The 13,933-nt window shown below is 40.4% G+C and carries 18 protein-coding genes and 1 pseudogene; 18 read left to right on the top strand and 1 reads right to left on the bottom strand.

The window, feature by feature from the left end; translation table 11 throughout:
- Positions 1-516 precede the first annotated feature (516 nt).
- The 7 genes and pseudogenes from ICC18_RS30350 (at position 517) to ICC18_RS30320 (ending at position 4,437) form a co-directional block, all read left to right on the top strand.
- Positions 517-801 carry a hypothetical protein gene (locus tag ICC18_RS30350; RefSeq protein ID WP_188178162.1) on the top strand — a complete coding sequence of 95 codons (285 nt, stop codon included), beginning with the start codon at positions 517-519 and terminating at the stop codon, positions 799-801.
- Between the two features lie 261 nt (positions 802-1,062).
- Positions 1,063-1,188, top strand: coding sequence for a GNAT family N-acetyltransferase (locus ICC18_RS30345; RefSeq protein WP_312029637.1), 126 nt, complete (start codon positions 1,063-1,065; stop codon positions 1,186-1,188).
- Between the two features lie 204 nt (positions 1,189-1,392).
- Positions 1,393-1,740 (top strand): nuclear transport factor 2 family protein, encoded by a 348-nt coding sequence (locus ICC18_RS30340; RefSeq protein WP_223193018.1) that lies wholly within the window; start codon positions 1,393-1,395, stop codon positions 1,738-1,740.
- 18 nt (positions 1,741-1,758) lie between these two features.
- Positions 1,759-2,652: an alpha/beta fold hydrolase gene (locus tag ICC18_RS30335; RefSeq protein WP_188178160.1), complete on the top strand. Its 894-nt coding sequence runs from the start codon at positions 1,759-1,761 to the stop codon at positions 2,650-2,652.
- A 372-nt stretch (positions 2,653-3,024) separates the two neighbouring features.
- Entirely contained in the window at positions 3,025-3,474 is a 450-nt protein-coding gene (locus ICC18_RS30330; protein WP_188178159.1) for a GNAT family N-acetyltransferase, read from the top strand.
- A gap of 35 nt (positions 3,475-3,509) precedes the next feature.
- Positions 3,510-4,060 (top strand): annotated as a pseudogene (locus ICC18_RS30325) (ATP-binding protein).
- A 200-nt stretch (positions 4,061-4,260) separates the two neighbouring features.
- Entirely contained in the window at positions 4,261-4,437 is a 177-nt protein-coding gene (locus ICC18_RS30320; protein WP_188178158.1) for a hypothetical protein, read from the top strand.
- Positions 4,438-4,807: 370 nt separating this feature from the next.
- Here the strand turns inward: ICC18_RS30320 and ICC18_RS30315 are convergent, their stop codons facing one another.
- On the bottom strand, positions 4,808-5,212 hold the full coding sequence (locus ICC18_RS30315; RefSeq protein ID WP_076238209.1) for a VOC family protein: 405 nt from the start codon (positions 5,210-5,212) through the stop codon (positions 4,808-4,810).
- A gap of 616 nt (positions 5,213-5,828) precedes the next feature.
- Here ICC18_RS30315 and ICC18_RS30310 point away from each other — a divergent pair.
- From ICC18_RS30310 to ICC18_RS30265, 11 genes are all read left to right on the top strand, one after another.
- Positions 5,829-6,713, top strand: coding sequence for a sulfite exporter TauE/SafE family protein (locus ICC18_RS30310; RefSeq protein ID WP_188178157.1), 885 nt, complete (start codon positions 5,829-5,831; stop codon positions 6,711-6,713).
- Between the two features lie 346 nt (positions 6,714-7,059).
- Complete coding sequence (locus ICC18_RS30305; RefSeq protein ID WP_188178156.1) at positions 7,060-7,548, top strand: hypothetical protein; 489 nt, start codon at positions 7,060-7,062, stop codon at positions 7,546-7,548.
- 196 nt (positions 7,549-7,744) lie between these two features.
- A complete protein-coding gene (locus ICC18_RS30300; protein WP_188178155.1) occupies positions 7,745-8,356 on the top strand; it encodes a hypothetical protein in 612 nt (203 codons plus the stop codon).
- 450 nt (positions 8,357-8,806) lie between these two features.
- A complete protein-coding gene (locus ICC18_RS30295; RefSeq protein ID WP_223193012.1) occupies positions 8,807-9,337 on the top strand; it encodes an RNA polymerase sigma factor in 531 nt (176 codons plus the stop codon).
- A 4-nt stretch (positions 9,338-9,341) separates the two neighbouring features.
- Complete coding sequence (locus tag ICC18_RS30290; RefSeq protein WP_188178154.1) at positions 9,342-10,286, top strand: DUF4871 domain-containing protein; 945 nt, start codon at positions 9,342-9,344, stop codon at positions 10,284-10,286.
- Between the two features lie 236 nt (positions 10,287-10,522).
- Positions 10,523-11,035 (top strand): DinB family protein, encoded by a 513-nt coding sequence (locus tag ICC18_RS30285; protein ID WP_188178153.1) that lies wholly within the window; start codon positions 10,523-10,525, stop codon positions 11,033-11,035.
- 216 nt (positions 11,036-11,251) lie between these two features.
- On the top strand, positions 11,252-11,383 hold the full coding sequence (locus ICC18_RS34435) for a hypothetical protein (protein ID WP_262495912.1): 132 nt from the start codon (positions 11,252-11,254) through the stop codon (positions 11,381-11,383).
- Positions 11,364-11,702, top strand: a complete 339-nt coding sequence (locus ICC18_RS30280; RefSeq protein ID WP_223193011.1) for a GNAT family N-acetyltransferase — start codon at positions 11,364-11,366, stop codon at positions 11,700-11,702. Before ICC18_RS34435 ends, ICC18_RS30280 begins: the two co-directional genes overlap by 20 nt.
- Before the next feature lie 166 nt (positions 11,703-11,868).
- Positions 11,869-12,423: a hypothetical protein gene (locus ICC18_RS30275; protein ID WP_188178152.1), complete on the top strand. Its 555-nt coding sequence runs from the start codon at positions 11,869-11,871 to the stop codon at positions 12,421-12,423.
- Between the two features lie 245 nt (positions 12,424-12,668).
- Entirely contained in the window at positions 12,669-13,502 is an 834-nt protein-coding gene (locus tag ICC18_RS30270) for a DUF3658 domain-containing protein (protein WP_188178151.1), read from the top strand.
- A gap of 51 nt (positions 13,503-13,553) precedes the next feature.
- The gene (locus tag ICC18_RS30265; RefSeq protein ID WP_188178150.1) at positions 13,554-13,778 is read left to right on the top strand and encodes a hypothetical protein; all 225 of its coding nucleotides are present in this window, start codon (positions 13,554-13,556) and stop codon (positions 13,776-13,778) included.
- Positions 13,779-13,933 lie beyond the last annotated feature (155 nt).

Raw genomic sequence — 13,933 nt, 5'->3', positions numbered from 1 at the left:
GCGAATCAGTTTTCATGGCGAAATCAGCTCCTTATTTTTTGTTATGGAACTAACGGGATTTTCTTATTGCCAGGGAATTCCGCTAACGGAGTACGTTAATGATTTTAAACAACTTTATTTCTGACCCGGCCTGTATCATAAGCCGGGTTTACTGCATTTTTTGCGACCATTTAAACAACTTTATTATCAAAGAACATCTCGCACACTTTAGTGACCCTGAAGGTAATCCCCTTTACTTGATTGAGCTTAATTAATGGTACGTTTATATAAGTAACGAGAAGCGATAGTGAAATGAATAATAACCCGGTCTTCTTGAATTAGATCAAGGAATCGGGTTTTTTAATATGGGAAATGCTTATGTTGTAAATCTGCTTTTTGCTGCCGCTATCCCTAAAATGAGATTACCAATATATTCCCATATAATAACATCTACTTTGCGGGTGGTGTCAGCTTCGCTGGTACTACCCCAATATAAGAGATTTTTTCGTACTTCATTTTTCTGATCAAGAAGGGCTTTTGCTGAACGATTTTGAACCCAAGGAGCACTACCTGTCCTATTTGAGATACCAGGAGGATGAGGGTGAGGACGACGAGGAAGAGATCGAGTATTTCGACAGGAAGAAGTGGCAACGGCAGAAGAACGAGGTGCGTGACTTCGCTATGCAGTGCTTCGGCTTTCAGCCCATACCTGACGGATATGCCTACATGCAAGAGGTACGGCGAGCACGCCGGAACGAACTGATCCTGCCCACATCTGATGGATTGGGGGCACGGCACGGGGCACATCAGTTGATGGCCTGAATAGACCGGCTCCTCACCCGTGGCATATGAAGGAAATCCCGGGCCGGAATGTAGAACATTTAAAGGCCTATATTGCTAGCGCGGAGCAAGCAGGGTTATTTGGCTTTATCCGTGACTGTCAGGTCCAAGGAGTGGATGATTATGAAGTTATCCGGGCGATCTGCGATCAACTTATTTTGCTCGGTTTGACTCTAGAAGCCAAAAGGCTGTCTTACTGTATGGACATATAATCGTGTTACGTGAGCTAACGAAGAGAAATTAATTGGTACTGGAAGTGTGATCTCAGATGGTGTGATTAATGCCTGTATATGCGGTATCGTAGTCCATCCAAGTTATCAAAAACAAGGAATTGGAACTGAAATAGTTCGAAGGCTAGTTGAAAATTGATTCACTCGGTGGTATCAGTATCGTGAACCCGGAGCCGGGATTCCTTAAATGGGAATCCCGGTTCTTCATTGAGGCAAGCGCTACAAATAGAATACCTTTTTTTCATCATAGAAAGGAATGATTACCAACATCTGGAATAAAATTATCGTGTATAACCATGAGACAAAGGAGTGATGTATTTGACTCAGCCAAGGTAGACCTGCTCTGGCAGAAGCAATTGATTCCAAAAACATCCCGGCATTGGCAGGCTTTATCACCGATGATTGCACGCTGGTCTTCGGAAGTCAGCCCCCGATCATCTTGAAGGAAGCGATTCTGGATTTCATGACGGCGTTTGTTGCTAATATCGAGGGAACCAAGCATAAGCTGATTGAGTATTGGATGGCTGACGGAAACAAGATGAAGTTCGTCCAGGCAGAAGCCACGTACTTTCTGGGTGGCGGCAAGGAAGTTACTTTGCCGTTTCTGGATGTGTTTCGACTAGAAGGTTCACTGATTTCGGAATATCTGATCTACATAGACCCGACCCGTTGTATGCCCAATAAAAACTGATGAAAAGGATGATCAAGCATGCCATATTTGAACATTAACCCAAAAACCAAGCTGTATTTCAAGGACATCGGTCAAGGAACGCCTGTTATTTTTATACACGGAGTCTGGATGAATAGCAACTTCTTCAAAGAACAGGTTCCGTATTTCAAGGACAGATATCGGCTCATTCTGCCTGACTTGCGGGCACATGGGCGCTCCTCTCATGTACATAAGGGCCATACGATGGCAACCTATGCGAATGATATCCATGCACTGATCCAGACACTCGGCTTGCAAGATGTCGTGTTGGTGGGTTGGTCTATGGGCGCATTTGTCATGTGGGAGTACATCAAACAATTTGGAACAGCTAATCTCAAGGCTTCTGTTGTCGTTAGCGAATCTGCGTCCGATTATCGTTGGCCGGATTGGAACATCGGCGCATTTGACTTTGCCGGTCTGATTGATGCCATGCATGCGGTTCAGACAGATCGCGCCGGGTTTGTGCAAGCCTTTGTTCCCCTTATGTTTAAAGATGCGCCATCACAGGCTAATCTGGAGTGGATGGTGCATGAGGTAACCAAATTGCCTGAATCCATAGCCAGTTCCATCTTGTTCGGTCAAACGGTCGTCGATTATCGCCCGATGCTGTCAACCATCGATGTTCCAACACTGCTTTGTTTCGGCCGTGATGAGAAGCTGATTCCCGTGGCTGCTGCCACCCATCTTGAACAAAACATTCCCGATACACAGCTGGTCATGTTTGAAAACAGCAGTCATTGCCCTTTCCTGGAGGAGCCGCAGTTGTTCAATGAAACAGTAGACAATTTCATTCAATCACTTGGCGGCAGTTCTTTGCGGGCTGCAGGATTCGTTAGAGAAGATAATTATCTGGATGACGCAGAAATTGACGCCATCCAGCCAACAACCGTATAAACGGTAAGAATCACCGTAATAAAGTAGGGAAACCACTCTCATGGCTTCCACCTTATCGAACCGCACGTGCCCTACTAAGGCATACGGCTCACCAACTTAGGCCCGCTATTTTGGCGGCCTTTTATTATACAGAGAAAACTTGCCGTTACAGACTACGCGGGGAACCGTACCATATAAAAATGCTAAAGCATTACACTAACGGATACGTTAGTTCAATCACGACATTGACGGCAGCCGACACACGATCGGCTGCCGTTGTTCGTTGGAGTAACGGGAGTTAAGTTCATACATAATGCCTTGCCAAGATATGCAATGACCTGTAAATTTTAATTTAAATGATTTTAATGATCGAAAGAATTGAGGCGTTTTAATGTGATAGAAAACAATGTCAGGGAAATTCGAGAAACTGATTATCATGATATTTATTTGCTAAATCAAGACTTTAACCCGAATCTACATGTATTTACCGAAGAGAAAGTAAGAGAGAAGATTGAAATCATTACAAAGAAAACTAAAGATATCATCTTTGTTTACGATCAAGACACCGAGATAATAGGATATATTCATGGAAGCCCGTATGAATTACTTTTTTCCGACTCTTTAGTAAACGTTTTGGGATTTGTTGTTAAAGAAAGTTACAGGAATCAGGGTATAGGCAGTATGTTGATTGATCGCCTTGAACAGTGGGGAAAGGACAGGGGATATTCTGGAATAAAACTGTTATCCCACCCAAGTCGAATTCATGCTCACAGGTTCTATGAGAGACGAGGCTATATGTTTACAAAGGATCAAAAGAATTATATAAAAAAACTCGAAGACTAAACTAATGTAGAACGATAATTAACATGGAGGCTAATATGAAAAATAAAATACATATTCTTGGTGCTTCGGGCTCAGGTGCAACAACTCTTGGAAATGACTTATCTTTGATATTGCCTCATATTACTTTAGATGGTGACGATTTTTTTGGTTCGAGAAATTCACTAAACAACGGGATCCAAAAGAAAGAATTCAGTTGTTAAAAGAAGATCTTCGAAATAATAAGCAATGGATTCTTTCAGGAGCAGTATGTGGTTGGGGAGATGAGTTAAAATCATACTTTGATTTAGTCATATTTATTTATACTCCTAAAGATTTAAGGCTCCAAAGGCTAAAAGATAGGGAATTTCAAAGATATGGTGATGAAATATTACCTGGTGGAAGTAAGTACGAACAATCACAAGCATTTTTAGAATGGGCATCATTATATGATGAAGCTGGATTAAAAGTTAGGAGTAGAGCTTTACACGAACATTGGATGTCCGATTTAACTTGTCCGATATTAAGGATTGAAGGAAATTATTCAGTTATGGAAAGAGTGAATATTGTTATGGAATATCTTAAAACAAACGATAGTACATTCAACTAATGCAGAACGATAGCACCATGATGAACAGACTACCGATTGAGCCATCGGCAGCTTGATTCGCTCTTTCAGGATATAGCGCACCAACTTCATTATCCCGCCAATTGAACACACTAGCGCCATCTGATCTTGAGTCTGGCCTTACTCCATATGAAGCTAACTTCCGTAATGACGGACTTGCAAGTTAGGATTTTGGTGTGATTATGAAATGGGTTTTGTCGAACGTGAAGGGTTTACTGATGATTTTTCATGAAAGTGATGAATCAGATGCCATTGTTCCAAATTATCCTGTTCATGGTGAAAATGCCGTAAACGTCGGAGGAACGGATCTGTTAGTCGCTGTCGGACGACAAGAACATACGCCGATTCAAACCCGCTAAGAATGATGGCCTTTTTATTTTTTCGGACAAGTTCTTGTCGCGGACGAACGACAAGAACTTGACCCGTTTGTTGATGAGCGACAAGAACTTGACCCTTTTTTCGGAGGGAGAGAAATGCGTGCAACGTATGAAGCGGCTGTATAAAGAAAATAAAGAGTGGACCAGGGGATTAAGCTAACGGAGAACGATAGCACAATTACAAATAGGCTGCCAGCATCAGCGAGGGTCGCGAAATAGATCCATTTCTCAATAAATAATGAAGAACCTAGATAAAATGAAGAGACCATAGCTCGTTGCTATGGTCTCTTTCTATGAAGCGGTCAGTAAAATTACTAATTACGAAATTCGCCTCACTCACTTCAACTGTCCGTCAACGCCTACCGCTGAACCGTTTGATCGCTTCCTCGGTCACCGGCGCGAAGAGGTTAACCAGGTTGCCGTCGGGATCGCGAAACAGCACAGCACGGTTCCCCCACGGCATCGTGGTTGGTTCCTTTACCCACTCGTCGACAAACGGCTTCAAGCGCTCGTATTCGGCATCGACATCGTGGACGCGGAACTCGATGATGACAGTGTGATTGTCGGCCGCCACTGCGGAACCAGCGCCGAACAGTTGCACCGTCTGGGAGTGGCCGATCGCCAGGGTGCACGATGGCACAACGAGTTCGGCAAAGACGGGCGCGGGGCGTTCCGCCGAAACACCCATGACTTTCTCATAGAACTCTACGAGACGATCCACGTCGTCGGTAATGATGCGTACAGAAGCAAAATTCACGAGATACCATCCTTCCTATAATAAATGATACAATACCGTATCATATCATTTTGGGCCAAAATACTTCGCATTTATCTCCCACTCCTTTACGATTACTTACTCCGATTATAAAAAAACACTACTGACAACAGTATGTCAGTAGTTTTTTAACATTTTTTGGGCTTCCTCCAGAATTCGATTTCGGAATGCATCAGTACACGATATGGATGTTGCCGCGTTCCCCGATCTCAACCTTGGTGTAGCTGTTCAGCAAGTCCATGCCGGTCGAATAGCCTTGCCCGGACAGCTCCTTCATGCAGCACTGGTACGTTGGCCAGTCGTGGACGAATTGGTATGAGTAGCTGTCGCCATCGTCCTCGCCCAAATGGATAGTTGAAAGGATATTAGCCGGAATACAGAGTAAGCAATGGGATTAACTGGCGTTACGCTAACGGAGAACGATAGTTCAATAAAATAGCGGCAGTCTAGGACCTTTATTATTTCGTCCATGGCTGCCGCTATTTCGATTTTAGTGGGCAGTCTAAGACAACCAGTATAAATTATCCTTTACATTTGCATCAGAAATTATTATAATTATTCATATGTAATTAGTCGGAATTAAAAGTGGGGTTATCTTATGAGGAAACTAATAATATTCTCTATAATTGGTTTTTTTGCGCAGCTGGTTGACGGATCCTTAGGTATGGCATTTGGAGCCACTTCAGCTTCCTTGCTGCTTTTATTCGGTGTTGCGCCGGCTGTAGTTTCTGCATCCATCCATATGGCGGAAATTGGAACCACAGCGGCCTCCGGAGCCACGCATTTGTATTTCAAAAATGTTGACCGTTCAATTTTATTAAAGCTTATCGTACCGGGCTCCATCAGCGCATTTGTCGGGGCTGCGTTCTTGAGCAGCGTTCCCGGTGGCGTCATCAAACCGTTTATCGCCGTCATGTTAACGCTTCTGGGCGTATACATTCTATTCCGCTTTCTTGGAAACAAACAGTCATCCGAAAATATAGCTGCGCCGAAGTATGGCAAAAAGTTTCTGATTCCCTTAGGCTTGGTTGGAGGCTTTTTCGATGCAGTAGGCGGCGGCGGTTGGGGACCGATTACCACTCCCGCACTTTTAGCCAAAAAAGGAGCGTCCCCCAGAAAAGTTGTGGGAACAGTGGCAACCAGTGAGTTTGCCATTGCTTTATCAGCCACAATTGGATTTTTGTTGTTTTTGGGGTGGGAGCAGTTTAACTTGATATGGGTGGCAGCTTTTGTCATCGGAGGTGTATTGGCGGCACCGATTGCGGCTTATCTAGTGAAAGTGATTCCATCCTATATGCTAGGAGTATTAGTTGGAGGGTTCATTATCCTTACGAACCTAAGAACATTAATTCAGTCCTCCGGACTTCAAGTAAATACCGCCCTTGTTTACGGAATTGCTCTTATGCTATGGGCAGTAGCGATTACCTACCAAATCAGTGTCAATAAACCGGCAAAAGTGCAAGGTTGGATGGAAAGAAGCTAATTCCAAATAACTGCAAACGATAGCGCTGCGATGGAACCGATCCATCGCTTGTTTTAGTTGGCGGTGTTGCTTAACTAAAGGGCAGCATAGTTGAATTCAAGACCATGACATATGTATTGACCTGTTTGGATTTGCGAAGTTCATGAATAAGGTGTTATTTGGAAATCTACGTATGAAGGATATTATAGATAAGGGGTATACGAAGGGATTAAGATAAACGCAGGCATGATCATCGATAACCGCGCCTCCCTAAGAGAAATCGCTGGGGCAATGTACCAACGCCCAGATATAGCATACTATATTGAGGAAGAAATTCAGGATCATAAAGGGAGGGCAGGTACCTAGGATGTCAATATCACAAAGAGTATCGGAAGAGTGCTTGGGTGAACAGCCACAGAACATTTCTATAGGTGCAAGAATCAGACAACGCTTACAGGAAGGCTCAGAGCTCCTTAATATTTTCTCAACTTCATTTCCTTTTGAAGATGTCGCTGCTATTACCGTATTAGAAGTGACGAATACTTTCATTAGGGTAGGCGTAGCTACAGGTGACAATGGTCAAGATGTATTTATTCAAAGATTTAATCAACCGATTGCATTGCTTTTTGAAAAATTAGCAAGCGATAAACCAACAAATTCAAGAGTGCTTGTTAAACTTCCAATTGGATTTTCTGTTGATACATCTGAGACTGAATTGGAAGGTGACATTTTGCGTATCGGAAAGGGCTTTATTGAAATCTTAACGGATCTAAATTTCGGCACACCACAAGGGAGTGTATTTATAATCCCGCTTAATAAATTTATCCAAGTTATTTGTTTGGATGATGAGGAGTAAAAACGTGTCGATACGCTAAGTTATAGAAGCAATTTACAGAAAAGGGTATACGTCATGGCCCTTTTTCTTTTACCGAGAATTCTTTTCAGCTAACGGAGTACGATAGCTCCATAATAATTGTATTGTCTAGGCTGCCGGCGATTCACTGGGCAGCCTATTCCGCTAACGGGCAGTAAAGTTAGGTAGCCAATACCCTATGAAAAAATCAAAAGGAGTCGAACTTTATTATGATCCATTTTTTGGAATAGCAATAAATAACAATAAGAGGTGTATTATGGGTAAAGATGAGTTGCTTTTAGAATTGAAGCAAGTTCTCCTAAGAGAAGTACCTAATGCAGTACAGAAAATTAAATTAAATCAAGGAGATAAGGTTTGCTACATATCCTTGCTTGGAACCGATTATGAACCTGTTCTTGGGCTAATTACATTAGGAATTGAATCTTACAGAAATAGTATGATCGAAGAATCGGGAACTGATAATAAGTGGTATTTATGGAACTCTGGAGAGATGCCCGCTAGATATCAAACTGGTTTTGAGGATCAAGATCAAACTTTTCAACAGAATCAGGAAACATTAATGAATCTATTTGGAAATGAGAAATGGGAAGAGTTTTGGGAAGATTGTCAGACATTACGTTTTGAAGTCGCAAATAAATTAAATACATATAATTGGAGTGACATTATACCAATTTCTGATGATTTTGTTGTTTACTCAGATTGGGAATCAATAGACGTTTCAAACGGGGATTTAGCAAAAAGTATCCCACAAGAAAAGATTGAAATACTTGTAGAAAAGTGCTTGATCTAAATAAGTAAATTGAATAATCTATCTTTGACTTTGAACTAACGGCGAACGATAGTTGAATCAGACCTATAGATACGAGTTTGTAAAAAGTATTTCAAATCTTTTTTGTACTAAACAACCGATTCAAAACTTTAGTTGTATTTTGTTTTCGTGACAAAAAAGTCTTGAATTAAGAAAATAACTTTTTGAAGTAATTAGGCGTTCACTTTATTGGGTGAACGCTTATTATATTTTCTTGTAACTTTAACTTGCTTTAACATACAAATGTCCGCGCTGTTGATGGAGCTGAGGTGTTTGACATCCAGAAAGGTGAGGTTGTGAAAAACATAAAAAAACTCAGCAAGTTTGCAAATTAAATATTGAGCCTATTTGAAGAAGTTTTCTCGTTTTGGGAACCATTTCCTTATTGGATGGTCTAATTACGTAGAGGTGATGAAATTGGAACCACATTATTTGAAATATTTGGCGGAAACCCAAGATAAAGATTACATCCTACTGGATTTGATGGCGAACTACGGGAATGATGTTTGGAATTTTGCATATTTTTTGACCCGAAGTTCCGATGCAGCTGACGATCTTTCCCAAGATGTATTTTTATCGGTGTACGATAGGATTTACTCCTTTCGAGGTGAATGTACGATGAAAAGTTGGATTTTAACGATCACCCGCAATAAATCATTAAATTACCTTAAAAAGCAGCTGATCCGAAAAATATTACCAGTAAAGACTGTTCCGCACGGAGGGACGGTTCAATCCGCTGAATCCCAATTATTTGATAGGATGGAAACCAAGAGAATATGGAGCGCTGTCATTCAACTTCCTAGGAAATTCAGGGAGGTCGTCATTTTAGATGCACATTACGGTCTAACCGACAAAGAAATTGCTGAACTGCTGAATATATCCCAAGGCACTGTAAAATCAAGGCTGCATAGAGCACGTACGAAAATAACCGTTATATTGGAAACCGATAACGAGGGAGAGTGAAAGTATGGATCGGAAGCAACCGAACTGGCACGAACTAATGAAATTATCTCCGTTTGATAAGCCGCATTTCAATGAAAATTTAAAATCTCAGATCATAAAGAAGGCAAACCAAAATTCGAGAAAGAAACAAGTTTACTGGACGAGGCCTGCTTTTATCGTCATTTTTTTGTTTGTAGCTGTGATGTCAACAATAATGCTTCCTATTTATTTGGAAAGAACTGAACCTGGTAAGATTATTCACACAGATGATAGAAAAGAAAAATGGGCTGTTCGTTATGAATATGTAAGAGATGGAGTGAGGCTTTTTACGATTAATCCGGATCCGCAGCTTTCTGCAGGGAAAACTTACGGTTACATGATTAATTTTACTGCTCCATTCGAACAATTTGAAGGTAAAATACTAACCATACGGGCTATTCATAAAGAGACCGGTATGGTTGTGACAGCAACACCTCACATCATAATTGAGCGAAGCAGCGGTTATTCCAGTTTGGACCGTTTTACTACTTCTTTTGGTCTACCGTTAAGTGGACTTTGGCGTTATGAAGTAGAATTATCCGGTATCTTGTACGGCGATGCTGTGCTGTCGGTGGCCGAACCTTCATGGGAAGTTAGCCCGTTGTTTACTTCGGGAACATATCAATTGCGTGGAATACCCAATAAGGTGGGATTCATTGATGCAGGTTTCATTGCTGGGAAGAGCAATAAATATTTGTGGCATTTCTGGGGGTCGGAGTACGAATTGAACGGTAACTTTAAGGTGAAAGCGTTGAAAAAAGGAACTCACCAATTGATTGATGTGTTTTCTGCAGATTATTTAGGAGGCAAGAACAACGGGGCTGACCACAGTATCCCTTCATCGATGTCGCTACCTACTTCCGGACGTTGGCAATTATTGGTTTATATGAACGATCAGCTTTTTGGCAGCATTGTCATTGATGTTAAGTAATAAATCTTTACGAAAAACACTGTCCATGGGAAATTGGTTCTTAATTCTATTACTCATTCAACTCCCATGAAAATTAAAAAGCTCTGGTTCTTAAAAAAGGGCAAAATAAAGCAGACCCAGGAAAACAACAATCACCTGGAAGTGTCTATCGGTATGGATCGATAGCTTTTGTTGCGCTAACGGGCAGCATACTTCAAACGGACATTGAATTAATTTAATAAAAAGGAGTGATGATTATGGGTAAAGAACTACTTGAATATACACGCATTTCGATATTTAGAATGTGCGAGCACTACCTTCCTAAATTGAAAATAGCTTTGGATATGGTGGAAACAGAAGTTCTTTGGAGACATGAAAAAGAAACGCTTAACTCTATTGGGGGCATTGCGTTACATGTAGGACAGCACATTCAACGACATATCATCAGATACTCAAATAGTGGGAAAGTCGAGGGTGGAATCGAAAATTACTTTCCTGATGAGGCTGCTACTTCATCATCGGACTTAATTCAATTAATTACGGAACGTTTTAGTTCATGGAGAGAAGTCATGATTGGTTATACAGAAGGGAACAAGGACGAGAAGAACCTCGATATGTTTGATATTTATCATTTAGTTGAACACACTGGATATCATTTAGGACAAATAATTGACCGAGTACAAAGATTGACGGACAGGAATTTCCAGTTTGTTCAAAATGGAATCAATGAAAGAAACTTAAAAGACCATATTTATAGAGACCAACATTAAGCTAACGGATACAAGAGCTTAATGACGCTGCCGTGAATCGATCGATCGTTACCATCACTCCGAACGGGCAGTAGAGCTTGGTTACTAAAATCTCGCTTATTGGGCTGTATATAACGTGGTTCCCGATTTTCCGAAAGGGCAGTTCTTCAGTAAAATTACAAAAACATTTTGTTTATTGAAATAAATACGAGTGAGCCGAATCGGAGGGGACTTAAAATGGACCAAATCAAGGTAAGAAAGGCATCGATCGATGATATATCTGTGTTGTCCAAATTGTTTGTTGAATTTACTGGTAGTGAGTCTAATTTAAACGCTATGAAAAAACAGGTTGAAAATAATATCTGGTGATCCAAAATATTATGTTGCTGTGGCCTGTATCGGAAATAAAGTTATTGGTACTTCCATGGGAATAATTTGTTACGACTTGGTTGGCAATTGTGATCCTTTTATGTTGGTAGAGAACGTCGTTGTTTCAAAAGAATATCAAAGTCGGGGCGTAGGAAAGTTGCTGATGAAGACGCTTGAAGAATTTGGACAAAAGAATCAATGTAACTATGTTATTCTTGTATCTGGTGGTAATCGTGAATCCGCACATAATTTTTATGAGTCGATTGGTTATTCTGCGGACCAGAGAGGCTTCAAAAAACGCTTTAAGAAGCAATTGTAATAAATTTATAGTTCAACTAACGGGTACTATAGCTCAATACAGATCTACACGAGGCTGCCGGCACAAACGGCAGCCTCCATTACGTTAACAGGCAGACTTGTTTAAAAACAATTATAAAAGTCGACCCTAAAAAGATAGGATTTTGATTCAAGAAGGGAAGACCATAATGAAAAAAAATAAGTTGCTGTTAATTGGAGGTATAGCTTTTGTTGCATTAATTACTCTGGTTCCAATTTCAGTAAATGCATTTCAAAGTTTTAGCATTAGTTTGCCAAGTGAAAAGCAAGAGTTGTTAGACCGAGAAGAAGCTTTGAGAAAAAATGCAAAAAAAACTCCAAAAATCCAGAACCTACAACCGAAACCTGTAGATCTTAAAGCTCAAATAGCTGAAAACGAACGTAGTTGGATGGTTGGAATTATAGATGATACAGAAGTTCCCGCAGGTAGTCATGATGTTATCATAAAAAACCGCTGGCAAGGTAAACTTGGTGACAATTATGTACAAGTATATGCTGGTGCCTTAATGGATACTCCTGAACAGGGAGTGCTTGTTTTAGAAATAAGAAATAAATATATGGCGACATTATCTTATGAAAAAATTAACTCAGCATCACCTGGTGGATCATTAAAAATAACTGGGGAAGACGGAAACAAGTTAATTACTAGTGATGAATTAGGGACTTTAATGGAATTCAATGTTAACTTGAAAAGTTTTGATTAAGCAAACGAGGAACGAGTGTTAAGTAATTGTTACACGATTGAAATCTTATTTTCATCAAGTATTAATCATTCAAGATTATAATAAAAGTCGACCCCCTTTAAAGTATAAACTTAGACCCTTCAGCCCGTTGCTGTGGGTCTCTTATTGTTATTAAACTATAGGGCAGATTACTTCAACGGCTATTATTCAGATTAAAACGGATATAATGAGAAATAAACCGTGTCATCCGTTTGGAGGAAATATTAATGAGAACTCATATTGTATTTGGGGCATCAACCCGTGGAACGCTTATGAATGCATTTAAAATAAATCAAATAACTGAACAAATTGTTGCTATGGAAGATGATTTAATGTTGGGTCCGCTTGGAAATATATTTCTGGATAGTGTCCAATCATTTCGCCTTAAATGGTGGGAGCAAATTTTAAATGAAGAAGACAAAACCGAGTATATTCCGTATCTGCGTGATTCATTTAAAAATTTCAGCGGATTGGCGAATATAAACACTGATGAAGACTCGCTCTTGTTTTGGGTAGGCGACAGCCCAACAGAACATACAGGGTTTATGTGTTTAGTGGCTAATTTACCAAAGTATATTTCAGTGTCGGTTGTCATGGTTTCCCAAGCTTATTATAAGAGATATGGCAAGTTCAGACCACGCTCTACTGGAGAAGTGTCACCAGAGAAATTATTTCCACTTATGGAAGATGCAAAAGATCTTACCCCGCATGTTAGGGAGCAATATGTGATGAATTGGAATCAGCTCCTTGAGGACAACGGCATCCTTAGAATACGTAAGAACCGTCAAGTCGAAACGGTCACCGTAGATTATTTTGACCAGGAGATAATAGACAGAGCTAAAAGAATTTCTCGGGAAAAATTTCATCTTAAAAGCGATGGTTTTTTCTATGCTGTGAGGTTAGTGGGTGAAATCATCGGGCGTCAGAAACAGCGAATTGAAGATGGGGTAATCGAGTGGAGAATTCGTTGCTTAATACAAAGGAATGTGTTTACATATCAGGGTTCGCTCGATTCAATGCGTTTGTATATGATTAAGCCAGTCAATGATTCAATAGATTAATGTCAATTGTTATTGCACTAACGCAGAACTTTTAGCTAAAACTAGAGGTTCATGGAGGACGATGATATCAAAAAAAGAGTTTCTATCGAAAAATCAGAATGGTCGGATACACGAGAAGAAAGTTATAAGCAGGAGTGTTTTGAAATTGTCTTTGGGTTTGGAGATAAGCTCAAGATTGAAAATAAAAAGGTCTATGTCGTTAAAAACGGCGAAGCAATTGAAATGACGGAGCCACAAAAAATAAAACATTTTGGTACGAAGTGTGGCTCGGATTAAGGGCTTTTTACAGTAGTGATTAAAATTTTGCAGAGAGTTCATTCAACTAAACATTCCTGTATAGCCTAAGAAATGGGCTTTGTCAAAAAAGGAGCGCCTCGGTATGATGGGTTTGTCGACGGGTAAACACCCAACACCATCAAGGAGGCGCTCTT

The organism is Paenibacillus sedimenti, from assembly GCF_014534655.1.
GTDB lineage: Bacteria > Bacillota > Bacilli > Paenibacillales > NBRC-103111 > Paenibacillus_E > Paenibacillus_E sedimenti.
The sequence above is the reverse complement of the archived record's forward strand: the minus strand, read 5'-3'. Positions and strand labels throughout refer to the sequence as shown.

What these genes read in the sequence shown, in the direction of transcription:
- ICC18_RS30305 (WP_188178156.1), top strand. Translation starts at nt 7,060, where the DNA reads ATGTCAATATCACAAAGAGTATCGGAAGAGTGCTTGGGTGAACAGCCA.
- ICC18_RS34435 (WP_262495912.1), top strand. Translation starts at nt 11,252, where the DNA reads ATGGACCAAATCAAGGTAAGAAAGGCATCGATCGATGATATATCTGTG.
- ICC18_RS30310 (WP_188178157.1), top strand. Translation starts at nt 5,829, where the DNA reads ATGAGGAAACTAATAATATTCTCTATAATTGGTTTTTTTGCGCAGCTG.
- ICC18_RS30290 (WP_188178154.1), top strand. Translation starts at nt 9,342, where the DNA reads ATGGATCGGAAGCAACCGAACTGGCACGAACTAATGAAATTATCTCCG.
- ICC18_RS30275 (WP_188178152.1), top strand. Translation starts at nt 11,869, where the DNA reads ATGAAAAAAAATAAGTTGCTGTTAATTGGAGGTATAGCTTTTGTTGCA.
- ICC18_RS30300 (WP_188178155.1), top strand. Translation starts at nt 7,745, where the DNA reads ATGAAAAAATCAAAAGGAGTCGAACTTTATTATGATCCATTTTTTGGA.
- ICC18_RS30265 (WP_188178150.1), top strand. Translation starts at nt 13,554, where the DNA reads ATGGAGGACGATGATATCAAAAAAAGAGTTTCTATCGAAAAATCAGAA.
- ICC18_RS30335 (WP_188178160.1), top strand. Translation starts at nt 1,759, where the DNA reads ATGCCATATTTGAACATTAACCCAAAAACCAAGCTGTATTTCAAGGAC.
- ICC18_RS30320 (WP_188178158.1), top strand. Translation starts at nt 4,261, where the DNA reads ATGAAATGGGTTTTGTCGAACGTGAAGGGTTTACTGATGATTTTTCAT.
- ICC18_RS30285 (WP_188178153.1), top strand. Translation starts at nt 10,523, where the DNA reads ATGGGTAAAGAACTACTTGAATATACACGCATTTCGATATTTAGAATG.
- ICC18_RS30270 (WP_188178151.1), top strand. Translation starts at nt 12,669, where the DNA reads ATGAGAACTCATATTGTATTTGGGGCATCAACCCGTGGAACGCTTATG.